Genomic DNA, 20,651 nt, shown 5'->3' on the forward strand with positions numbered 1-20,651 from the left:
GTACCTTTGATCCGATGCGTATCGCGGTGGTGGAGGACGACGACGGCGTCGGTGAGGCGCTCGTCGACGCGCTCGCTCAGGTCGGCCATGCACCTATACGGATGCGGCGTGGTGCAGATCTGCTGCTGAACCACCGCGACGTCGACCTCGCGCTGTTGGACCTCGGGCTACCCGACGACGACGGGATGACCATCCTGCGCCGGTTGCGCGGCGTCAGCCAGATCCCGGTGGTGGTGCTGACCGCCCGTGACGACGAACGCTCAGTGGTGCGCGCCTTGCGGGCGGGTGCCGACGATTACGTGGTCAAGCCGGCACGGCTGGGCGAACTGCGAGCCCGTATCGAGGTTGCCGCGCGCCGGCGGACCGCCACGACGGCGACACCTGAGCTCGAGGCGATCCGGTCCGGTGACATCGTGGTCGACCTCGCCGCTCGCCGTGTCGAAGTAGCCGGTGACGAGATCACACTTGCACCAAAGGAATTCGAGATTCTGGCGCATCTCGTCGCACGTCGGGGAGAAGCTGTCAGCAGGCAGGAACTGATGGATGCCATCTGGGGCGATGCCTACGTGGCCATCTCTCGCAGTTTGGATGTGCACATGACCTCGCTGCGCGCGAAGCTCGGCAGGCCCGAGGCGATCGCGACCATCCGCGGGTACGGCTACCGCTGGGGCCCATGAGATGTGGCGACGTGTCCTGCTCGTGCTGGTCGTCTATTCGGCGATCGTGGTCGTCGGACTCGCGGTGCCGCTGGCGATCACGCTGGGCCGCGAGCGGATGCAGCGCTTCGGCGAGAATCGCCTCGCGGCGGCCTCCTATTTCGCTGATCTGGCCGCCCGTGCCGATGACGCGCCCGATCCCGAACTGCAGCAGGTGCTCCAGCGCTACCACCAGCTCTACGACGAGCCGGTGGTCGTCGTCGGACGCGACGGTAGGCCGCGTGCGGCGGCGGGGGTGGGCGATGACGACGGTGAGTTCGCCGATGCCGCCGCCGATGCGTTACGCAATCAGCGCAGCCGCCTCCCGGATACCGTCACGCCGTGGTCACCCGAGCGGGTGCTGATCGCCGTACCGGTCGGCACCGGCACGCAGGTCGATGGCGCGGTGGTGCTTGCCGCGTCGACGGCCGCCGCCCGCACCGAGATCAGTCGCGCGTGGGCGCTCATCGCCGCGGGCGCGGCGGGCCTGTTGGTACTGGCCTCGGCGATCGCGGTTGCGTTGTCGCGGTGGACGGTACGACCGCTGACCGATCTGGCGGGCCGCGCGGTGTCGCTGCGGCATCGCGTGCGCGACCGCGCCCCCGCCGATCCACCCACCGACGATGAGCCGATCCCCGGTCGGTACGCCGGACCGCATGAGGTGCGCCGACTGTCGGCCACCTTCGACGCGATGGCCCGCGATATCGACGCCGCCGACGCCGCACAGCGCAGGTTGATCGCCGACTCCGCGCATGCACTGCGAAATCCGTTGGCAGCACTGAGCATGCGTCTGGACACGCTGGGCATGGCGCTACCCGAATCATCGGCGGCCGCCTACCACAAGGCGACGCTGGAAGTGGACCGCCTGACCGGCATCGTCAACGATCTACTCGCCCTTGCGAGCGCGGAAAGCCGTGCCGAGACCGACCCGGCCGGCCACACCGATGATGTCGGTGCGGTCGCCGCCGAGCGGGTGGAGTTCTGGGCGGCGGCGATGGCCGAAGCCGGTATCGGCGTCACCGTCGAGATGCTCCCGGCCGTCCCGGCAGCGATATCGGAACAGGACCTGACCCAGATCATGGATATCGCCCTGAGCAATATCGCCAAGTACGCGGGACCGGATGCCCACGCACAGATCACCGTCGCCAGCCACGGCGCCGGTGCCATCCTGCTGATATGGGATGACGGCCGCGGTGTGCCCGCCAGGGACCTGCCGAGGGTGGCGACCCGCTTCTTCCGGGCTGCCAACACCGTGGGCCAGGGCTCCGGGCTGGGCCTTGCCATCGCCCGCGCCCTCGTCGAACGTGCCGGGGGCATCTTCGAGGTCGACTCCGGTCCGTCCGGCGGGCTCTGCCTGACGATGCGGATCCCGGCGCCGGTGGACACACATTCGTCCTAAGGGACTGTTAGGAGTTCATGCTGCGTCTTCCGATGTCGCTGTGACAGCCTTCACAGTAGGGAGCGACAACGATGTCGGCGCGGGCTCATCCGTGCGGGGCGTCGCGGACAAGGAGGACAGACATGACCAGTTCGGCCACCCGAGAGCCGGCCGGGGACGGGCCCGGAACTCCGCCCCCCGCATCCTCGCCGGCAGCCACCCGGCGGGCGATCTTCAACACCCTGCGCGGCTCGTCGGGCAACCTCGTCGAGTGGTACGACGTGTACGTCTACACCGTGTTCGCCTCGTACTTCGAGAACCAGTTCTTCGACTCGGCGGACAAGAACTCCACGCTCTATGTCTACGCGATCTTCGCGGTGACCTTCGTGATGCGCCCGGTTGGATCGTGGTTCTTCGGCCGGTTCGCCGACCGACGCGGCCGACGGGCGGCGCTGACGTTCAGCGTGTCGCTGATGGCCGCGTGTTCGCTGGTGATCGCGCTGTCCCCGGGCCGGGAGAGCATCGGGGTCTGGGCCGCGGTGATCCTGGTGTTGTGCCGGTTGGTCCAGGGCTTCGCCACCGGTGGCGAGTACGGTACGTCGGCGACGTACATGTCCGAGGCGGCGACCCGGGAGCGGCGCGGATTCTTCTCGTCGTTCCAATACGTCACGCTGGTCGGCGGTCACGTGCTCGCCCAGCTCACGCTGCTGGTCATGCAGGTGTTCCTGGACCGTCAGCAGATCGAGGAATTCGGTTGGCGCATAGCCTTCTTCATCGGGGGCGTGGCTGCCGTGGTGGTCTTCTGGTTGCGCCGCAGCATGGACGAGTCGCTGACTCCGGAACAGATCGAGGCGGTCCGCCGCGGTGAAGACCAGGGTTCCGGGTCCATGCGTGAGCTGGTGATCGGGCATTGGCGGGCGTTGTTGGTGTGCTTCCTCGTGACCATCGGTGGCACCATCGCCTTCTACACCTACAGCGTCAACGCGCCGGCAATCGTCAAGTCCACCTTCGAGGATCAGGGCATGACGGCCACGTGGATCAATCTGATCGGTCTGACGTTCCTGATGGCCATCCAGCCGATCGGCGGGCTGATCAGCGACAAGGTGGGCCGTAAGCCGCTGCTGGTGTTCTTCGGCGCCAGCGCATTGATCTACACCTACGTGCTGATCACCTACCTGCCGCAGACCACCTCGGCGGCGACGGCATTGACCCTTGTCTGCGTCGGCTATGTCATCCTCACCGGCTACACCTCGATCAACGCCATCGTGAAGGCGGAACTCTTCCCGTCCCATATCCGGGCGCTCGGCGTGGGATTGGGCTACGCCCTTGCCAACTCGGCCTTCGGCGGGACGGCGCCACTGATCTACCAGGCCGCAAAGGGCGGTGGTCATGTCGGATGGTTCATCGGGTACGTCACCGTGGTGATCGCGGTATCGCTGCTGGTCTACATCTTCGTCCTGAAGAACAAGTCCGAGACCGCGCTGGATCGCGAGCAGGGCCGCGCATTCGTGTGACGATCTACGCTGGCTGATCATGTCATCCGCGGTGTCGTCGAGCCTCCCGGTGTGGGATCGCAGGTCCGCACTCCGGGGCCTCGCGGCGCTCACGGCCGCGCTGGCCGCCTCCGCGTGCGGTCGCGGTGCCGTGGCGCCGGTCCGGTTGGCCGCCGGTGAGCCCGGCGGCTTCTTCTGGGAGTTCTCCGGTCTGCTCGCGGCGGCGGCCGACCGGGCCGGTTCAGTGCACCTCGAACCGGTGGTCACCGGCGGCTCGGCGGAGAACTTGCAGATGCTCCGCTCCGGGCACGCCGATTTGGCGATGAGTCTCAGTGACACCGCGCAGGATGACACCGCTGCGGACGGCCTGACCGCTGTCGGTCGGGTCTACGAGAACTACTTCCAGGTGGCGGTGCGCGGTGACTCTCCCATCGGGTCACCGGCGGAGCTCGCCGGCCGCGTCGTGAGCGTCGGAGCGCCGGGGTCGGGGGCGACAAGGTTGTCCGAACGGGTGCTCGCCGCGGCAGGATTGGCCGAACCGAGCGCGGTGCGGCGGGTGGTGCAGTCGATGCACGCGGCGGCGTCCGCGCTGAAAGCCGGCTCGGTGGATGCGGTCATGTGGGCCGGTGGTCTCCCGACACCGGCATTCGCCGACGTCGTCGGTATCCGGTTGTTGGATCTCACGACGGTGGTCGCACCCCTGCGTCGGCGTCACGGAACGACGTACGAAGCCGTGACCGTGCCTGCGGATGTGTACGGGCATCATCCGGCGGTGACCACCGTCGGGGTGGCGAACCTGTTGCTTGCGCACGGCGACCTCGCCGAATCGGTGGTCGCGGTGATGGTGGATCTGTTGCTCGACAAACCCGCCGCGCTCGTTCCCGCCCAGGCGATCGGCAGCCAGTTCCTCGACGCGCAATCCCTGATCCAGACCGGGGCCGTGCCCCTGCACCCCGGTGCTGTGGCGGAGTACCGCCGCAGGCACGGCTGACGAATACCACCGCCATTTTCTGCAACTGGCTTTTATTTTTTTCTCGGGTATGGTCGGGCCTCGAAGGTATTGCTAGCGCACAGGAGGAAAAATGGCTAGTAAATCTCAGGGGCGAGAGCTCCGAAAAGCGACCCTGACCCTGAAGGAGAAAAGGGCCGCCAAGCGCGAAAAACTCTCGGCCGAGACGGTGGTTCGCCGCAAAAAGCCCTCGCGCTGACCAGTTTTTACTGGTTTCTCATAATCGGACCGCCTCATCTCCGATGGGATGACGACGCGATCACGCGGCGGCGAATTGCAATTTCGCCGCCATTTTAAATGGTCTATTGAATCGTAATTAGGCGACGTCCGTATTTATGATCGACGTTTCATGGAAAGAATATGACGGAAAATGCTTCTCGATGAAGGGTGCGCAAACGCGGCTGCCGAACTGACGGAGGTGATCGCGATGATCGCGGCGACGGTTCCCGAATACGACGATCCGGAGTATCGGCGCGGCCACGCCGCGGCCACCAGGTACGCCCGGATCTGTGCATTGGACGAGATGGCGCGATCGGCCTCGGGCTTGCACCGCCACGGCATCGGTGCGACGCGACGGGAACGCGCGATGGTCCGCTCGGCACTCGCGCGGATCCTCGACCGGCTATCGGTCGCGGTGAACCGGGCGAAGGATGTGGGACCCGGTTACCACTGCGGTATCGCGCAGGCGTGCGCGGTGATCGAAAACGTACTGGCGGACGTCGAATCCCGGGCCGAGCCCGTGTGATCGGAGTGTGTCATGTCCAGCTCAATGGGGGCAGTTGCCATCTTGGGGCCGGAATCGGTGCTGGCGTCGAAGGTGGCCGAGCGCGTCACAGCGTCCGGCCGGGTGGTCGTGAGCGGTCCGTCGCCCTGTGTCCGGCACTCCGCGGATGGCGGGTCGGGGGACCTGGCCGCCCTATCCGAGAAGTCGGTCCACACGGTCGTGGTCATCGTCGATCCCGGCTGCGCGGCAAGGTCATTGGTGGACGGCGACGGCTACATCGGATGGCGTCGACGGGGACGCTGCGCGCGTGATACGTCGGATGCGGCCGTCACCGCGGTGCTCGGCGGCGGTGCCCGCCGGCTGGTGGTGGCGTGTCGGCTGCGGGGGCTCGCGCCGGACCGGCGGTCGGCGGTACAGACGTGGTTGCGCGACGTCGTTCGCCGGGTGCACTACGAATGCGCGATCAACGGGCGGACCGGACTCTCGTCGCACTACGCATTGGTCGATACCGACTCGGACGTCGACCGGGTGGCCGGTGCGGTCGCCACGTGGGGCTTGCGCACCGAGCGCCCGGCGCTCATTTCATCTGGAAGTTCGGCGCCCGCTTCTCCTTGAAGGCCCGCGGGCCCTCCTTGGCGTCCTCGGAGAGGAACACCGGTATGCCGTTGGCCGTGTCGGGCTTGAACGCGTCAAGCTCGTGCATGCCCTCGGTCTCGCGAATGGTCTTCAGGATCGCCTGCACCGCCAGTGGACCGTTGTTGTTGATCACCTCGGCGATCTCCAGTGCCTTCTCCAGCGCCGTGCCGTCCGGCACGACGTGCCCGATCAGTCCGTACTCCAGCGCCTGGGCCGCGGTGATGTGACGACCGGTCAGCAGCATGTCGCACGCGATGGTGTACGGAATCTGGCGAACCAGGCGTACCGCGGACCCGCCCATCGGGTACAGGCTCCACTTGGCCTCGGAAATTCCGAATTTCGCACTCTCGCCGGCGATGCGGATATCGGTGCCCTGCAGGATCTCGGTGCCACCCGCGATCGCGGGGCCTTCGACCGCGGCGATCAGCGGCTTCGTCAGACGACGACCCTTCAGCAACCCGTCGATCCGTGAGGGGTCGTAGCTGCCGTCCTTGAAGGAATCGCCGGGCGGCTTCTTGGCGGCACCCTTGAGATCCATGCCTGCGCAGAAATAGCCGCCGGCGCCGGTGAGGATGCAGGTGCGGATCTCCGGATCGCTGTCGACACGGTCCCAGGCCTCGACCATTATCGAGAGCATCTCACCGGAAAGGGCGTTGCGGGCCTCGGGCCGGTTGAGCGTCACGATGAGGGTGTGTCCGCGCTGCTCGATGAGGGCGTCGGGGCCTTTGGCGGTCTCACTCATCGGGTATCGCCTCTCTGCGTTCGGACTGCTGTGCGGGTGCTACTTGAACAAAAATGTAACACGTTCTAGTTTAGGTGCCATGGCCCTGAACATCGCCGATCTTGCCGAGCATGCCATCGACGCCGTGCCCGACCGCGTAGCCCTGATCTGTGAGGGCGAACAGCTGACGTACGCCCAACTGGAGGAGCGGGCCAACCGGCTCGCGCACTACCTGTTGGACCAGGGTGTCAAGAAGGATGACAAGGTCGGCCTGTACTGCCGCAACCGCATCGAGATCGTGATCGGGATGCTGGGCATCATCAAGGCCGGTGCAATCCTGGTCAACGTCAACTTCCGCTATGTCGAGGGGGAGTTGAAGTACCTGTTCGACAACTCCGACATGGTGGCGCTGATCCACGAGCGGCGCTACGCCGACCGGGTGGCCAATGTGCTGCCCGAAACCCCGTTGGTCAAGACGGTCCTGGTGGTCGAGGACGGCACCGACGATGACTTCGCGCGCTATGGCGGCGTCCCGTTCGAAGATGCACTCGCAAAGGGCTCGCCGGAACGCGATTTCGGTCCGCGCAGCCAGGACGACATCTATCTGCTCTACACCGGTGGCACCACCGGGTTCCCCAAGGGCGTCATGTGGCGCCACGAGGACATCTACCGGGTCCTGTTCGGCGGCACCGACTTCGCGACCGGCGAGCCGATCGCCGATGAATACGACCTGTCCAAGCAGGCCAAGGAGAACGCGCCGATGGTGCGGCTGCCTATCCCGCCGATGATCCACGGCGCGACGCAGTCGGCGACCTGGATGGCACTGTTCTCCGGCCAGACCGTGGTGCTGACACCGGAATTCGACGCCGATCAGGTGTGGCGGTTGATCCACGACCACAAGGTCAACCTGCTCTTCTTCACCGGTGACGCGATGGCCCGCCCGCTGCTGGATGCGTTGTTGGCGCATCAGGACGAGGGGAACACCTACGACCTGTCGAGTCTGTTCCTGCTTGCCAGCACTGCGGCGCTGTTCTCCACCAGCCTCAAGGAAAAGTTCCTGGAGCTGCTGCCCAACCGCGTCATCACCGACTCGATCGGATCCTCGGAGACCGGATTCGGTGGCACCAGCATCGTGGCCAAGGGACAGAGCCATACCGGTGGCCCCCGGGTGACGATCGACAAGAACACCAAGGTGCTCGACGAGGATGGCAATGAAGTCGTGCCCGGTTCGGGCGTGCGCGGCATCATCGCCAAATGCGGGCACATCCCGGTCGGCTACTTCAAGGACGAGAAGAAGACGGCCGAGACGTTCCGCACGTACAACGGTGTGCGGTACGCGATCCCGGGTGACTACGCCGAGGTCGAGGCCGACGGCAGCGTGACCATGTTGGGTCGCGGCTCGGTCTCGATCAACTCCGGCGGGGAGAAGATCTACCCCGAAGAGGTCGAGGCCGCGCTCAAGGGACACCCTGACGTGTTCGACGCGCTGGTCGTCGGCGTGCCCGACGAGCGCTTCGGCCAGCACGTCGCCGCGGTCGTCCAACCCCGTGAGGGCACCCGGCCGACGTTGGCCGACCTCGACGCCCACGTGCGCACCGAAATCGCCGGCTACAAGGTGCCGCGCAGCCTGTGGCTCGTCGACGAGGTCAAGCGATCTCCGGCCGGCAAGCCGGATTACCGCTGGGCCAAGGACACCACCGAACAACGTGCCGCCGATGACGTGCACGCCAAGCATGCAGGAGCAAAAGCATGAAAACTGAACTGTGCGAACGTTTCGGTATCGAATACCCGATCTTCGTCTTCACCCCGTCGGAGAAGGTGGCTGCGGCGGTCAGCAAGGCCGGCGGTCTCGGCGTGCTGGGCTGCGTGCGGTTCAACGACGCCGACGACCTGGAGAACGTCCTGCAGTGGATGGATGCCAATACCGACGGTAAGCCCTACGGTGTGGACATCGTCATGCCGGCCAAGGTGCCCACCGAGGGCACCAGCGTCGACATCAACAAGCTGATCCCGGAGACACACCGCGACTTCGTGGCCAAGACGCTCGCCGACCTCGGCGTGCCGCCGTTGCCGGAGGACGAGGAGAAGTCCGAGGGCGTGCTGGGTTGGTTGCACTCGGTGGCGCGCAGCCACGTCGACGTGGCGCTCAAGCACCCCATCAAGCTGATCGCCAATGCGCTGGGCTCGCCGCCCAAGGATGTCATCGACCAGGCGCATGCCGCCGGTGTGCCGGTGGCGGCGCTGGCCGGCAGCGCCAAACATGCGCTGCGCCATGCCGAGAACGGTGTCGACATCGTCGTCGCACAGGGGCATGAGGCCGGCGGGCACACCGGGGAGATCGGCTCGGTGGTGCTGTGGCCGGAGATCGTCGATGCCCTCGACGGCAAGACGCCGGTGCTGGCTGCCGGCGGTATCGGCACCGGGCGCCAGGTCGCGGCGGCACTCGCCCTCGGCGCGCAGGGCGTCTGGATGGGTTCCGCCTTCCTGACCTCTGCCGAGTACGACCTCGGCGTGCGGCAGTCCTCCGGGGTGTCGACCATCCAGCAGGCGATGCTGGATGCCACGTCGGCGGACACCGTGCGGCGAAAGATCTACACGGGTAAGCCCGCGCGACTGCTCAAGAGCCGCTGGACCGACGCCTGGGACGCCGACACCGCACCCGATCCGTTGCCGATGCCCCTGCAGAACATCCTCGTCAGCGAGGCGCATCAGCGGATGAACGAGTCCTCGGACCCGACCGCGGTGGCCATGCCGGTCGGTCAGATCGTCGGCCGCATGAACGAGATCCGGCCGGTCGCCGACATCATCGCCGAACTGGTCAGTGGTTTCGAGGCCGCCACCAAACGTCTGGACGGGATCGCACAGGGCTGAGCCGCGGCGGGTGGCACGCCGCCACCCGCCGGTACGGTTGAATCGGTGCATGACCGGTCGACCACGCGACGCCTCGATCGACGAACGGGTGCTGGCGGTGACCCGCGAGTTGCTCGTGGAGGTTGGTTGGGATGATCTCAGTGTGCGGTTGGTCGCCACCCGCGCCGGGGTCGGACGTGCCAGCCTGAACCGGCGTTGGTCCTCCAAGGCCGAGTTGGTGCTGCACGCGATTCTGGGAGAAAACCCGGACATGGCACCATTTTCCGGCACCGACCGGGCCGGTTGGATCGACTGGGTGGTGCGTGGCAGTCATCAGCTGTTCACCCGTCCCGATGTCCGGGCGGCCGTTCCCGGGCTGTTGTTGGCGTTGCGGGAGAACGCCGAACTGCGCAGGCAGTTGTGGACCGGGTTCAGCGGCCCGGCCGTGGAGCTGTTCGCCGAGGACGGTCACGGGGCCGAGCTGGATGCCAGGGCGGCCCTGGCAATGGCGGCCGGTGCGGCGTTGTTCGTGACGACGGTGGCCGACGAGGACAACTCCCCGCAGCTTCAGGACCGGATGGTCGAGCTGTTGACCTCAGCGCTGCAGGCTGGCCAGGATCGCCGGCCGGGGTGAGCGCCATGCATCGATACCCAGCGCGGTCCGGGTGTGCCGATCGTCGGTCGGTGTCGCCGAGGTCAGCAGCAGCGCTGCCTCGTAGCTGATCCCGTCGCCGAGCGGCAGCACCCGGCCGGTCAGATCGGCGACCCTTCCTATGCCACGAAAAAGACCGGGTGCCAGCGCTATCCGCCGAATCCGCCGGCCTGATCCCCGTTCCAACAGATCGATCATGTCGTCGAAGGCCACCATCTCACCGCCGCAGACGTATCGTTGCGGGCCGCGCCCGGGAACCATCGATCGCACATGGACGTCGGCGACGTCGACGACGTCGATCATCTGCATACCGCCCGGCATCCGCGGCGCCAGACCGTGAGCCACGATCGGAGCCCAGCCGCGTTCGGTCACCCCCGGTGCGGTGTGCCAGGCGGGGCCGACCACGCTGGACGGGTAGCTCACCACCACGGGCGCACCGCGTTCCTGCAGGCGTCGTGCCACCCGGTCTGCGTACGCCTTCGTCTGCGCATACGGGCTGCGTCCGGCGGCCGGCGGGGTGCTCTCGGTGATCACCCCATCCGGTGGCGGGAACAGGGCGCTGTAACTGCTCACGCAGACAACGGGATCCAGGCCGGCGTCGACGGCCCGGAGCAACAGGGTTTCGGTGGCGTAGGCGTTGATGTCCCACATCAATCGCGCTCGCCGGCGATCGGTGCCGACCACTCCGGCGGCGTGTAACACCGCGTCGCAGCCCCGCAACAGCCGCTCGACCGTGGCGGTATCGCGCACATCACCCTCGACAGGTGCCACTTCACCCTCGACTGTGAGGTGCCCGATGACCGGGTCGGCGCTCGAACCCGGCGCGACGAGCAGGCGGACCCGATGTCCGGCGGCGAGCAGTGCGCGCGTGATGTGTGCGCCGAGATACCCGGTGCCACCGGTGATGGCGATATGCATGCGAACTCCTGGTATGTTTCGATGCCAATGGTATCGAAAGCTTTCACACCACATCGGCTGGGTCCGCTGACCCTCAAGAACAGGTTCATCAAGGCCGCCACCTTCGAGGGGGTGATGCCGCGCGGTCGGGTGGGCGATGAACTCATCGCGTTCCATGCCGAGGTGGCCCGTGGCGGAGCCGCGATGACGACCGTTGCCTACCTGGCCATCTCACCCGGGGGCAGGGTGCACCGCGACACCATCGTCCTGGACGCGGCCCGAGCCGAGGCGCTGCGCACGCTCACCGACACCGTGCATGCCGAAGGAGCCAAGGTGTGTGCCCAGATCGGGCATGCAGGTCTGGTCGCCAACACAATGTCGAACCGGCAGCCGACGTTGGCACCGAGTGCGCGTATCAGCGCGCCGGCGATGGGCCGGGTCAGAACGGCCACCGCAGCCCAACTGGCCACTGTCGTCGACGATTTCGGCACGGCCGCAGCTCATGCGGTGGCGGCGGGATTCGACGCGATCGAAATCCACATGGGCCACGGATATCTGCTCAGCTCGTTTTTCAGTCCCAACCTCAACAAGCGGCGCGATGCCTTCGGCGGTGATGTGTGGCGCAGGGCGGAACTCGCCCGCCGGGTGGCAGAGCGGGTCCGCCGTGCGGTCGGCGGCACCGTGGCCGTCACGGCGAAGTTCAACATGGACGATGGTGTGCCCGGTGGATTCTGGCTCACAGACAGCCTGATCACCGCGAAGCTCCTGCAGGACGACGGGCATCTTGACGCCCTACAACTCACGGGTGGGAGTTCGTTGAGCAATCCGATGTACTACTTCCGCGGCCAGGTGCCGATGGCGGAGTTCATCGCCTCCCAGCCCGCACCGGTCGGGCTGGGCCTGCGTGTGATGGGGCGCAGACTGTTTCGGGAGTATCCGTTCGAAGAAGGCTTCTTCGTCGACACGGCGCGCCAGTTCCGTGACACATTGCGCATGCCGCTGATCCTGCTCGGCGGAATCAATCGATTGACCACCGTCGATACGGCGCTACAGGACGGGTTCGAATTCGTCGCCATGGCACGGGCGCTGCTGCGGGAACCCGACCTGGTCAACCGGTTCGAGCGTGGCGACCGCGAAACCGGTCTGTGCGTGCACTGCATGAAATGCATGCCGACCGTCTACTCCGGTACGCGGTGTGTGGTGCGCGAGGCGGCCATAATGCCGGGGTGAACGATGCCGAGCGGATCATACTGGTCAGGTGGAGTCCGGCCCTGGCAATGGGTGTGCTCGCCGGGACCGCGGTGCTCTGGGTCGTACCGCTGAGTTATCTGCTGTCCGGCTCGTACGCCGGCGCTGAACTTGTGCTGCGGTGGCTGGGGGTGGCCGCGCTGGCGGTTCCCTTCGGATGGGTGGCGTGGCGTGCACCGAAGGCGGTGCGCGGTATGGGTTTGATGATCGACGCTGCCGGCATTCACCCCTTCGACGGGCGCACCGTGGAGACCATCGGTTGGCATGAGATCGCCGGAGTCGGATTCGGTTCGTACACCGGCAACTACCGCGGCCTGCAGACCAGGACCATGGCGGCCCTGGAGATCTACCTGACCGATGCCGAGAAGACCACCGGGCACCCGCGGCTGCGAAATGACTGGCAACAGGTGGCGACACCGGCCCCGGGTCTGTCGGCCGGTTGCTTCCGCTTCACGGTCTCCCCGTACGGCGATGCCGGCGCCCGCATCGAGTCTGCGGTACGCCGGCATCGGGCGCATCTGTGGGTGGGCCCGTTCACCCACGGTTAGGGCGTGATGACGGTTTCGGTGTCGATCACATCGGTTGCCGCACCGAGGATATCGGCCTGGTCGGCCAGACCGTCCGCATTGAGCTGGAGCACGTAGAGACCGTCGCTTCCGGGGATGACGACGGTCTTCTGGGCGACGAACTTCCGCAGCCCATCCTGCTCCCAGGTCCCGGCGAGCTGATAGGCGTCGAAGCCGCTCAACTGACTGGTCGTGCCATCGGTCAGGGCCTCATAGTCCGGCAGGTTCTGCAATTCGCCGGCGGCGAGCTCGATGATCTTCGCCGGGTCGACATTCCCACTGAGTCTGGATATCAACGCCACGATGCTCGGGGTGTACTCGGCCGCCTCGGATCCGGTGTAGACGATCGCGCCGTAGGCCCATTCGGGGGTATCGGGGCCGGCATCCTGCCAACCGTCGGGGAATGGCAGATCGATGGTGGGCGAACCAGGATCGCCGCGCTTGACCGGTGTCTCCTGGATACCGTTCTGGCTGATATAGCTGGCAATGGTCTCGTACGAGCCGGGAGTGCCCTCGTCACGCGGCGCGGGCGGGGGCGCGGAGGTGCGACCCGATGTCGACGGTGCCGCAACCGGGGTGCCGTCGACGGTGGTCGAGCCGCAGCCGGACAGGAGCACGCCGACCGCGGTGGCCAGTGCGGCGACGCCGGTGAGCGCAGACGTCCTCATCAAACCCTCCGTCATGAGGTCTCAGGTTCATGGCATACGTGGCTTTGGTCGGCCATGCCCTCCGACCGGAAGCGTAGCCCACCTACCCCCGACGCAGCGCGGCTGCGACTCCGGCCACGGCGGGCCTCAGGTCAGTCCCGGCGGCAGGGATGGACGGGATCGGGACAGTCCAGTGCCTCGGCGGACAACTCCCGTTTGAGCACCTTGAACGTTTCGGTCCGCGGCAGTTCGGTGGCCACCCGCACGAAAGACGGCCATTGTTTGGGCCCGAGGTCGGGTTGATCGGCCAGGAACGCACGAAAGGCCTCGGGATCGAAATGCGCACCATCGGCGAGCACGATCGCCGCCATCACCCGGTCACCGACCGCCGGATCGGGGATCGGGTAGACCGCCACCTCGGTGATATCGAGATGCCGCAGCAGTATTCGTTCGATCGGGGCGGTGCCGAGATTCTCACCGTCGACCCGCATCCAGTCTCCGAGCCGTCCGGCGAAGTACACATAGCCGTCATCGTCACGATAGGCCAGGTCTCCGGAGTGATAGATGCCACCGGACATCCGCTCGGCCTCGGCATCGGGGGAGTTGTAATAGCCACGGAACCAACCCGACCCGGTCGGGTTGACGATCTCGCCGACGACCCCTGGTGGACAGGGTGTGCCCGTCTCGATGTCGACGATGGCGACCTCGTCGGTGAGCGGGCCGAGTGATCCGTCCGGGGTATCGGGGGTGCGCGCGATGGCCACCCCGCCCTCGGTGGAACCGAATCCGTCGACCACGTGCACGCCGAACCGCTGGGCGAAGCGTGGCAGGTCGCGGGGCGCACCCTCGTTGCCGTACAGGAACTTCAGTGGGTTGTCGGCATCATCGTCTTGCTCGGGGGTGGCCAGGATGTAGGACAGCGGTTTGCCGACATAGTTGGCGTAGGTGGCACCGAAGCGGCGGGCATCAGGGATGAAGCGCGAGGCCGAGAATTTCCGGCGCAGTGCGATGGATGCTCCGGCCGCGACCCCCACCGCCCACCCGGCCATCACGGCGTTGGAGTGGAACAACGGCATGGACAGGTAACACGTATCGGTGGGCCCGAGCCCGAACCGCTCGGCGAGCATCCGGCCGGGGAAGGCGACCTTGTCGTTGGTCACCCGCACCGCCTTGGGTTCACCGCTGGTGCCGGAGGTGAAGATCAACATGAACAGATCGTCACCGGACATCGGCGCGAACGTCACCGGAGTGCCGGAGTATGCGGCCAGTTCGGTTGCCCACGTATCGGATTCGACGTCGATGGCAACAACCCCCGCGGGTACGTCCGCACCGGAGTCAGCCAGCACGAACTGGCAGTCCGCACGTTCGGCATCGGCCGCCAGCGCCGCGCCGCGCCGCGTCGGGTTGAGTCCGACGGGGACCAGGCCGGATAGGGCCGCAGCGACCAGAACAGTCGAGAAGAACGGGGTGTTGCCCAACAGCACCCCGATATGCGGTGGCCGGGCGGCATCCAGGCGAGCGCCCAGGGCGGCGGCCAAGGCGGCGCCCGCGGCGATGTGGTCGCGCCACGGCGTGAACGACGTCTCGTCATGCACGCCGCGGTCAACGACGTCGACCAACGGTGCGAGCAGCTCGCCCACGGTCGGGCCGGTCGGGTTGTCCACGTCCTCAGACGGGGGTGTCGGCCAGTTCGCGGCCGATACGGAGCAACTGCCCGGTCGCGCTGCCGACCGCGAACTCGGTCTGCTTGGCTGCCAGGAAGTACCGGTGGATTGGGTGATCGATGTCGATGCCGACGCCGCCGTGCACGTGCACCGCGGTGTGTACCACCCGGTGCCCGGCGTCGGCGGCCCAGAACGCGGCACTGGCGACATCGATCGTCGCGGGGTGGTCCTCGGACAGTCGCCACGCGGCCTGCGTCAGCGTGGAGCGCAGCGCCTTGACGTCGATGTAGCCGTCGGCGAGTCGGGCCGAGACCGCCTGGAAGCTGCCGATCGGACGGTCGAACTGTTCGCGTTCGCGCGCGTAGGCAGCGGTGAGTTCGAGGGCGCGCTCCAGTACCCCGAGCTGAAACGCGCTGCGCCCCAGTGCGTGATGCACGGTCAGCCATTCCAGGACCTCGGCACCGCCGACCAGACGTCCCGGATCGACCGGCGTCGCGCTCAGCTCGAGGTGACCGACGGTCCCATGGCCGGTGGTGTCCAAGGTGGAGACCGTGACACCGGAGTCGGCGCGGGTGACCAGGAAGACCCGCAGGCCGTCATCGGTGTCGGCGGGGACAAGGAACGCGTCTGCCACCGGACCGTAGGCGACCTGGGTGCGCGATCCGGTCAGCCGGTAGCCGCCGTCGGTGGACTGCGCCTGCACCGGACCCTGGCCCATCTCACCGTCGAGTGCGACGGTGAGGATCGTCGTGCCGTTGATCGCCGGGGTGGCCCACTGCTCTTGCAGGGCGGCGGACCCGAACTTCGCCAGTGCGCCCGCGGCCAGCACCGCCGATTCCAGGTACGGCACGGCAGCCAATTGCCTGCCAAGGGCCGTGAGCACGGCCGATTGCTCCAGCACGCCGAATCCGCCGCCGCCCAGTGATTCCGGTGCGGCGGTGGACAGGATGTCGGCTTCGATCAGTTTGGCCCACAGGTCTCGGTCGAATCGTTCCTCGAGTCCGTCGAGTACCCGCTGGTGATCGTTGGTGACCACCGATTCGGTGATGGTGCGGACCAGTCCGCCCAGATCGACCGATGCTTCGCTTGGGGTGAAATCCATTGTCGTTCCTATCGGTTCACTCGGGGCAGGCCGAGCGCGACCATGCCGATGATGTCACGCTGGATCTCGTTGGTGCCGCCGCCGAAGGTGAGGATCAGGCAGGAGCGGTGCATGCGCTCGATGCGGCCGCGCAGCAGGGCTCCCGGTGACCCGGTACGCAGGGTGGCCGAGGTGCCCAGCACCTCCATCAACAGGCGGTAGGCCTCGGTGGCCAGTTCGGTGCCGTACACCTTGGCGGCCGACGCGTCGGCCGGTGAGGGAGCGGCGTCGGTGGCCGAGGCCAGCTCCCAGTTGATCAGTTTGAGGACCTCGGCCTTGGCGTGCACCCGGGCCAGGTTCAACTGCACCCATTCGGAGTCGATCAATCGCTTACCGTGCACATCCTTGGTGTTCTGTGCCCACTCGCGGACACCGTTGAGCGCCACGAAGATCGGCTGCGCGGAGACCAGCGCGACACGCTCGTGGTTGAGCTGGTTGGTGACCAGCTTCCAGCCGGCGTTCTCCTCGCCGACGAGGGCGGATTTGGGAACCCGGACGTCCTGGTAATAGGTTGCGCTGGTATCGACTCCGGACACGGTGTGCACCGGCGTCCAGGAAAAGCCCTCGGCAGTGGTGGGCACGATCAGCATCGAGATGCCGCGGTGCTTCTTGGCCTCGGGATTGGTGCGCACTGCCAGCCAGACGTAGTCGGCATAGGCGATCAGCGAGGTCCACATCTTCTGACCGTTGATCACATAATCGTCACCATCGTGCACCGCGGTGGTGCGCAGCGAGGCGAGGTCGGTGCCGGCGCCGGGTTCGGAATAGCCGATGGAGAAGTGCAATTGGCCCGCCGCGATTTTCGGCAGGAAGAACTTCTTCTGCTCCTCGGTGCCGAAATGCATGATCGTCGGCGCCACGCTGTTGATGGTCAGGAAGGGCACCGGCACATTCGCTATGGCGGCTTCGTCGTTGAAGATCAGCCCATCCATCGGCGGGCGGGCCTGGCCGCCGTACTCGGTCGGCCAGGACAGCGTCAGCCAGCCGTCCTTGCCCATCTGCTCGACGGTTTCGCGGTATACGTTCCCGCGGCCCATCTCGCCATCGCTGGCCGCCAGCGCCTCGGCACGTTCGGGAGTCATCAGTTTGGTGAAGTACGACCGCAGTTCGCGACGCAACTCCTCCTGCTCGGCGGTGTAACCGATCCGCATGGCGGCATCCTGTCTGTCTGAGGTTGCGGGGCGACCGGCCGAAACCGGTTGCCCGCCGATATGCTCGTTGTAACACGTTCTAGTCTTGCGGTCCAGGGCGGTACCGTTAGCCTGCACAGGGGCACACAGCCCGTGCCCGGAGCGCGAGGAGGTTCACATGCACGTAGAAGTCGACCGTGACCGCTGCGAAGGTAATGCGGTATGTGTCGGGATAGCGCCCGACCTGTTCGATCTCGATGACGAGGACTATGCCGTGGTGAAAGCCGACCCGGTACCCGCCGGCCAGGAGGAACTGGCCGAACAATCCGTGGCCGAATGCCCTCGGGCGGCCCTGATCCGTAGAGACTAGAGGTATTCATAACCGTGTCCCCTGAAGCAGCGATGAACGACAACCCGATCGACCTGTCCGGAAAGGTTGCCGTCGTCACCGGCGCGGCCGCCGGCCTGGGCCGGGCCGAGGCGATAGGCCTGGCGCGGGCCGGCGCGACGGTCGTGGTCAACGACATGGCCGGCGCGCTGGACAACTCCGACGTGCTGGCCGAGATCGAAGCGGTCGGGTCCAAGGGCGTCGCGGTCGCCGGTGATATCAGCGCGCGCAGCACCGCCGACGAACTCGTCGAGACAGCCGACCGGCTCGGGGGACTGGGCATCGTGGTGAACAACGCCGGCATCACCCGGGACAAGATGCTGTTCAACATGTCCGACGAGGACTGGGACGCGGTGATCGCCGTGCATCTGCGCGGACACTTCCTGTTGACGCGCAATGCTGCGGCGTACTGGAAGGCGAAGGCCAAGGAGACCGCCGACGGACGGGTGTACGGACGGATCGTCAACACCTCCTCGGAGGCCGGGATCGCCGGACCGGTGGGTCAAGCCAATTACGGTGCCGCCAAGGCCGGTATCACGGCGTTGACGCTGTCGGCGGCGCGCGGGTTGAGCAGGTACGGGGTGCGGGCCAATGCCATCGCACCGCGGGCCCGCACCGCCATGACCGCCGGCGTGTTCGGTGATGCACCGGAGCTGGCGGACGGACAGGTCGATGCCCTCTCGCCGGAGCATGTCGTCACGCTCGTCACCTACCTGTCCTCCCCGGCGTCCGAGGATGTCAACGGGCAGCTGTTCATCGTGTACGGACCGACGGTCACCCTGGTTGCGGCGCCGGTTGCCGCCCACCGGTTCGATGCCGCCGGTGATGCCTGGGACCCCGCGGCGTTGAGCGACACGCTCGGTGACTTCTTTGCTAAAAGGGATCCGAATATTGGGTTCTCCGCAACTGAGCTCATGGGTTCTTGATTTAGGAGAACGGCATATTCACCGGTCCGGGCCGACTAGAACCTGTTCTAGAATGACATCCGTCACACCGGCGCTGACCAGGAAAAATGCGAGTTTTACAAGAACTTTTCGGTTCTTTGACACTGTGAACGTGTTCTAGTTACTATGAGCCCGCTCACTATGAACGACGTGCACATCAGGGGTGGAAAGCCCGCCGGAGCGAACCGTTTCCCGCTATTGTCGGGTTCTTCGCCACGACGGGACGGCAGCCCCACTCGAGAATGGAGTCGAGGTTGATCGAACAGCTTTCGGCTCCGGCGCGAGCCGTGGGTGGGTTCGTCGAGATGACCATCGACACGTTCGTCAAGATGTTCCAGCGGCCGTTTCAGTTCCGTGAGTTCCTCGACCAGACCTGGATGATCGCGCGGGTCTCGCTGGTTCCCACGCTGCTGGTGTCGATTCCGTTCACCGTCCTGGTCGCTTTCACCCTCAACATCCTGCTGCGCGAGATCGGTGCGGCCGACCTCTCCGGGGCCGGTACCGCGTTCGGCACCATCACCCAGCTGGGCCCGGTGGTGACGGTGCTCGTCGTCGCAGGCGCGGGCGCGACCGCCATCTGTGCCGACCTGGGTGCCCGAACCATCCGCGAGGAGATCGACGCGATGCGGGTGCTCGGCATCGATCCGATCCAGCGCCTGGTGGTGCCGCGGGTGCTGGCATCGACATTCGTCGCGGTGCTGCTCAACGGGTTGGTGTGCGCGATCGGTCTGTCGGGCGGCTATGTGTTCTCGGTGTTCCTGCAGGGAGTCAACCCGGGTGCGTTCATCAACGGTCTGACCATCCTGACCGGACTGGGTGAGCTGGTGCTGGCCATGTTCAAGGCGCTGCTGTTCGGTCTGCTCGCCGGTCTGGTCGGGTGTTATCGCGGTCTGACCGTGCAAGGCGGCCCCAAGGGTGTGGGCATCGCGGTGAACGAGACCGTGGTCTACGCCTTCATCTGCCTGTTCGTCGTCAATGTCATCCTGACCGCCGTCGGCGTCCGGGTCCTGGAGCGCTGACCGCATGAGTTACGACGCCACACTTCGACTGCGCCGGTTCTTCCGTGGCGTGCCCCGCGCGGTGGACAACATCGGCGAGCAGGCACTGTTCTACGGCGAGTCGATGCGCTACATCCCCAACGCCATCACCCGCTACCGCAAGGAGACCATCCGGCTCGTCGCCGAGATGACCATGGGCGCGGGCGCTCTGGTCATGATCGGCGGAACGGTCGGCGTGGCGGCATTCCTCACCCTGGCCTCCGGCGGCGTCATCGCCGTGCAGGGCTACTCCTCGCTGGGCAATATCGGTATCGAGGCGTTGACCGGCTTCCTCTCGGCGTTCCTCAACGTGCGCATCGTCGCCCCGGTGATCGCCGGGATCGCGCTGGCGGCCACCATCGGCGCCGGCACCACTGCGCAGTTGGGCGCGATGCGGGTGGCCGAGGAGATCGACGCCGTCGAGGCGATGGCCGTGCATGCCGTCTCGTATCTGGTGTCCACCAGGATCATCGCCGGGCTGATCGCCATCGTGCCGCTGTACTCGCTCTCGGTCCTGGCGGCCTTCTTCGCGGCCCGCTTCACCACCGTCTTCATCAATGGTCAGAGTGCCGGGCTGTACGACCACTACTTCAATACTTTCCTGATACCGAGCGACCTGTTGTGGTCCTTCCTGCAGGCGATCGTCATGTCCGTCGCGGTCATGCTGGTGCACACCTACTACGGGTACAACGCCTCCGGCGGTCCGGTCGGCGTGGGCATCGCCGTCGGCCAGGCCGTGCGTACCTCTCTGATCGTGGTCGTCACGATCACCCTGTTCATCTCGCTCGCCGTGTACGGCGCGTCCGGCAATTTCAACCTCTCCGGGTAGGG

21 protein-coding genes are annotated in these 20,651 nt (G+C 66.4%); 15 read left to right on the forward strand and 6 right to left on the reverse strand.

Going from position 1 to position 20,651, the window contains the following annotated elements:
- The first annotated feature begins 14 nt into the window (after nucleotides 1–14).
- The 6 genes from IC40_RS0101890 to IC40_RS0101915 all read left to right on the forward strand — a co-directional run bounded on the left by IC40_RS0101890 (nucleotide 15) and on the right by IC40_RS0101915 (nucleotide 5,914).
- The gene (locus IC40_RS0101890) at nucleotides 15–677 is read left to right on the forward strand and encodes a response regulator transcription factor (protein ID WP_030133081.1); all 663 of its coding nucleotides are present in this window, start codon (nucleotides 15–17) and stop codon (nucleotides 675–677) included.
- Between the two features lies 1 nt (nucleotide 678).
- The gene (locus IC40_RS0101895) at nucleotides 679–2,094 is read left to right on the forward strand and encodes a sensor histidine kinase (RefSeq protein ID WP_030133082.1); all 1,416 of its coding nucleotides are present in this window, start codon (nucleotides 679–681) and stop codon (nucleotides 2,092–2,094) included.
- 122 nt (nucleotides 2,095–2,216) lie between these two features.
- Nucleotides 2,217–3,587 carry an MFS transporter gene (locus IC40_RS0101900; protein ID WP_030133083.1) on the forward strand — a complete coding sequence of 457 codons (1,371 nt, stop codon included), beginning with the start codon at nucleotides 2,217–2,219 and terminating at the stop codon, nucleotides 3,585–3,587.
- Nucleotides 3,588–3,606: 19 nt separating this feature from the next.
- Nucleotides 3,607–4,557, forward strand: coding sequence for a TAXI family TRAP transporter solute-binding subunit (locus IC40_RS0101905; protein ID WP_051644253.1), 951 nt, complete (start codon nucleotides 3,607–3,609; stop codon nucleotides 4,555–4,557).
- 388 nt (nucleotides 4,558–4,945) lie between these two features.
- On the forward strand, nucleotides 4,946–5,320 hold the full coding sequence (locus tag IC40_RS0101910) for a hypothetical protein (RefSeq protein WP_030133085.1): 375 nt from the start codon (nucleotides 4,946–4,948) through the stop codon (nucleotides 5,318–5,320).
- A gap of 12 nt (nucleotides 5,321–5,332) precedes the next feature.
- Nucleotides 5,333–5,914, forward strand: a complete 582-nt coding sequence (locus IC40_RS0101915; protein WP_138158183.1) for a hypothetical protein — start codon at nucleotides 5,333–5,335, stop codon at nucleotides 5,912–5,914.
- Here the strand turns inward: IC40_RS0101915 and IC40_RS0101920 are convergent.
- Nucleotides 5,877–6,677: a crotonase/enoyl-CoA hydratase family protein gene (locus tag IC40_RS0101920; RefSeq protein WP_030133087.1), complete on the reverse strand. Its 801-nt coding sequence runs from the start codon at nucleotides 6,675–6,677 to the stop codon at nucleotides 5,877–5,879. The genes IC40_RS0101915 and IC40_RS0101920 overlap by 38 nt on opposite strands.
- A gap of 79 nt (nucleotides 6,678–6,756) precedes the next feature.
- On the opposite strand from IC40_RS0101920, the gene IC40_RS0101925 reads away from it, so the two are divergent.
- The 3 genes from IC40_RS0101925 to IC40_RS0101935 are packed head-to-tail and all read left to right on the forward strand — an operon-like array spanning nucleotide 6,757 to nucleotide 10,140.
- Nucleotides 6,757–8,409, forward strand: a complete 1,653-nt coding sequence (locus IC40_RS0101925) for a medium/long-chain-fatty-acid--CoA/3-oxocholest-4-en-26-oate--CoA ligase (RefSeq protein ID WP_030133088.1) — start codon at nucleotides 6,757–6,759, stop codon at nucleotides 8,407–8,409.
- On the forward strand, nucleotides 8,406–9,527 hold the full coding sequence (locus tag IC40_RS0101930) for an NAD(P)H-dependent flavin oxidoreductase (protein ID WP_030133089.1): 1,122 nt from the start codon (nucleotides 8,406–8,408) through the stop codon (nucleotides 9,525–9,527). Before IC40_RS0101925 ends, IC40_RS0101930 begins: the two co-directional genes overlap by 4 nt.
- 49 nt (nucleotides 9,528–9,576) lie before the next feature.
- Nucleotides 9,577–10,140, forward strand: a complete 564-nt coding sequence (locus tag IC40_RS0101935; RefSeq protein ID WP_030133090.1) for a helix-turn-helix domain-containing protein — start codon at nucleotides 9,577–9,579, stop codon at nucleotides 10,138–10,140.
- Here IC40_RS0101935 and IC40_RS0101940 read toward each other — a convergent pair.
- Nucleotides 10,102–11,076: an NAD-dependent epimerase/dehydratase family protein gene (locus IC40_RS0101940; protein ID WP_030133091.1), complete on the reverse strand. Its 975-nt coding sequence runs from the start codon at nucleotides 11,074–11,076 to the stop codon at nucleotides 10,102–10,104. The two genes, IC40_RS0101935 and IC40_RS0101940, sit on opposite strands and share 39 nt — an antisense overlap.
- Nucleotides 11,077–11,103: 27 nt before the next feature.
- Here IC40_RS0101940 and IC40_RS0101945 point away from each other — a divergent pair, with 27 nt between their 5' ends.
- Both IC40_RS0101945 and IC40_RS0101950 read left to right on the forward strand, forming a co-directional pair.
- A complete protein-coding gene (locus tag IC40_RS0101945; protein ID WP_030133092.1) occupies nucleotides 11,104–12,285 on the forward strand; it encodes an NADH:flavin oxidoreductase in 1,182 nt (393 codons plus the stop codon).
- Nucleotides 12,282–12,851, forward strand: coding sequence for a hypothetical protein (locus IC40_RS0101950; protein WP_234411633.1), 570 nt, complete (start codon nucleotides 12,282–12,284; stop codon nucleotides 12,849–12,851). Before IC40_RS0101945 ends, IC40_RS0101950 begins: the two co-directional genes overlap by 4 nt.
- On the opposite strand, the gene lpqN is transcribed toward IC40_RS0101950, so the two are convergent.
- From lpqN to IC40_RS0101970, 4 genes are all read right to left on the reverse strand, one after another.
- On the reverse strand, nucleotides 12,848–13,537 hold the full coding sequence (gene lpqN, locus IC40_RS0101955; protein ID WP_030133094.1) for an envelope biogenesis lipoprotein LpqN: 690 nt from the start codon (nucleotides 13,535–13,537) through the stop codon (nucleotides 12,848–12,850). The genes IC40_RS0101950 and lpqN overlap by 4 nt on opposite strands.
- A 131-nt stretch (nucleotides 13,538–13,668) precedes the next feature.
- A complete protein-coding gene (gene fadD17 / locus IC40_RS0101960; RefSeq protein WP_030133095.1) occupies nucleotides 13,669–15,180 on the reverse strand; it encodes a long-chain-fatty-acid--CoA ligase FadD17 in 1,512 nt (503 codons plus the stop codon).
- A 4-nt stretch (nucleotides 15,181–15,184) separates the two neighbouring features.
- Nucleotides 15,185–16,282 carry an acyl-CoA dehydrogenase family protein gene (locus tag IC40_RS0101965; RefSeq protein ID WP_030133096.1) on the reverse strand — a complete coding sequence of 366 codons (1,098 nt, stop codon included), beginning with the start codon at nucleotides 16,280–16,282 and terminating at the stop codon, nucleotides 15,185–15,187.
- An 8-nt stretch (nucleotides 16,283–16,290) separates the two neighbouring features.
- Nucleotides 16,291–17,472, reverse strand: a complete 1,182-nt coding sequence (locus tag IC40_RS0101970; RefSeq protein WP_030133097.1) for an acyl-CoA dehydrogenase family protein — start codon at nucleotides 17,470–17,472, stop codon at nucleotides 16,291–16,293.
- A gap of 157 nt (nucleotides 17,473–17,629) precedes the next feature.
- Here IC40_RS0101970 and IC40_RS27060 point away from each other — a divergent pair, with 157 nt between their 5' ends.
- From IC40_RS27060 to IC40_RS0101990, 4 genes are all read left to right on the forward strand, one after another.
- A complete protein-coding gene (locus IC40_RS27060) occupies nucleotides 17,630–17,821 on the forward strand; it encodes a ferredoxin (RefSeq protein ID WP_081843291.1) in 192 nt (63 codons plus the stop codon).
- Between the two features lie 32 nt (nucleotides 17,822–17,853).
- On the forward strand, nucleotides 17,854–18,765 hold the full coding sequence (locus IC40_RS0101980; RefSeq protein ID WP_030133099.1) for a 3-oxoacyl-ACP reductase: 912 nt from the start codon (nucleotides 17,854–17,856) through the stop codon (nucleotides 18,763–18,765).
- A 272-nt stretch (nucleotides 18,766–19,037) separates the two neighbouring features.
- Nucleotides 19,038–19,802, forward strand: a complete 765-nt coding sequence (locus tag IC40_RS0101985) for an MlaE family ABC transporter permease (protein ID WP_023986310.1) — start codon at nucleotides 19,038–19,040, stop codon at nucleotides 19,800–19,802.
- A gap of 4 nt (nucleotides 19,803–19,806) precedes the next feature.
- Nucleotides 19,807–20,649: an MlaE family ABC transporter permease gene (locus tag IC40_RS0101990; RefSeq protein ID WP_030133100.1), complete on the forward strand. Its 843-nt coding sequence runs from the start codon at nucleotides 19,807–19,809 to the stop codon at nucleotides 20,647–20,649.
- The last annotated feature ends 2 nt before the right edge of the window (nucleotides 20,650–20,651 follow it).

Origin of the sequence: Mycolicibacterium neoaurum ATCC 25795, assembly GCF_000691525.1 — a bacterium.
GTDB classification, from domain to species: domain Bacteria; phylum Actinomycetota; class Actinomycetes; order Mycobacteriales; family Mycobacteriaceae; genus Mycobacterium; species Mycobacterium neoaurum.

Coding starts and splice junctions, on each gene's coding strand:
- IC40_RS0101920 (WP_030133087.1), bottom strand. CDS start 6,677: ATGAGTGAGACCGCCAAAGGCCCCGACGCCCTCATCGAGCAGCGCGGA.
- IC40_RS0101890 (WP_030133081.1), top strand. CDS start 15: ATGCGTATCGCGGTGGTGGAGGACGACGACGGCGTCGGTGAGGCGCTC.
- IC40_RS0101910 (WP_030133085.1), top strand. CDS start 4,946: ATGCTTCTCGATGAAGGGTGCGCAAACGCGGCTGCCGAACTGACGGAG.
- IC40_RS0101915 (WP_138158183.1), top strand. CDS start 5,333: ATGTCCAGCTCAATGGGGGCAGTTGCCATCTTGGGGCCGGAATCGGTG.
- IC40_RS0101945 (WP_030133092.1), top strand. CDS start 11,104: ATGGTATCGAAAGCTTTCACACCACATCGGCTGGGTCCGCTGACCCTC.
- IC40_RS0101930 (WP_030133089.1), top strand. CDS start 8,406: ATGAAAACTGAACTGTGCGAACGTTTCGGTATCGAATACCCGATCTTC.
- IC40_RS0101900 (WP_030133083.1), top strand. CDS start 2,217: ATGACCAGTTCGGCCACCCGAGAGCCGGCCGGGGACGGGCCCGGAACT.
- IC40_RS27060 (WP_081843291.1), top strand. CDS start 17,630: ATGCACGTAGAAGTCGACCGTGACCGCTGCGAAGGTAATGCGGTATGT.
- IC40_RS0101925 (WP_030133088.1), top strand. CDS start 6,757: ATGGCCCTGAACATCGCCGATCTTGCCGAGCATGCCATCGACGCCGTG.
- IC40_RS0101895 (WP_030133082.1), top strand. CDS start 679: ATGTGGCGACGTGTCCTGCTCGTGCTGGTCGTCTATTCGGCGATCGTG.
- lpqN (WP_030133094.1), bottom strand. CDS start 13,537: ATGAGGACGTCTGCGCTCACCGGCGTCGCCGCACTGGCCACCGCGGTC.
- IC40_RS0101940 (WP_030133091.1), bottom strand. CDS start 11,076: ATGCATATCGCCATCACCGGTGGCACCGGGTATCTCGGCGCACACATC.
- IC40_RS0101980 (WP_030133099.1), top strand. CDS start 17,854: ATGAACGACAACCCGATCGACCTGTCCGGAAAGGTTGCCGTCGTCACC.
- IC40_RS0101970 (WP_030133097.1), bottom strand. CDS start 17,472: ATGCGGATCGGTTACACCGCCGAGCAGGAGGAGTTGCGTCGCGAACTG.
- IC40_RS0101935 (WP_030133090.1), top strand. CDS start 9,577: ATGACCGGTCGACCACGCGACGCCTCGATCGACGAACGGGTGCTGGCG.
- IC40_RS0101990 (WP_030133100.1), top strand. CDS start 19,807: ATGAGTTACGACGCCACACTTCGACTGCGCCGGTTCTTCCGTGGCGTG.
- IC40_RS0101965 (WP_030133096.1), bottom strand. CDS start 16,282: ATGGATTTCACCCCAAGCGAAGCATCGGTCGATCTGGGCGGACTGGTC.
- IC40_RS0101905 (WP_051644253.1), top strand. CDS start 3,607: ATGTCATCCGCGGTGTCGTCGAGCCTCCCGGTGTGGGATCGCAGGTCC.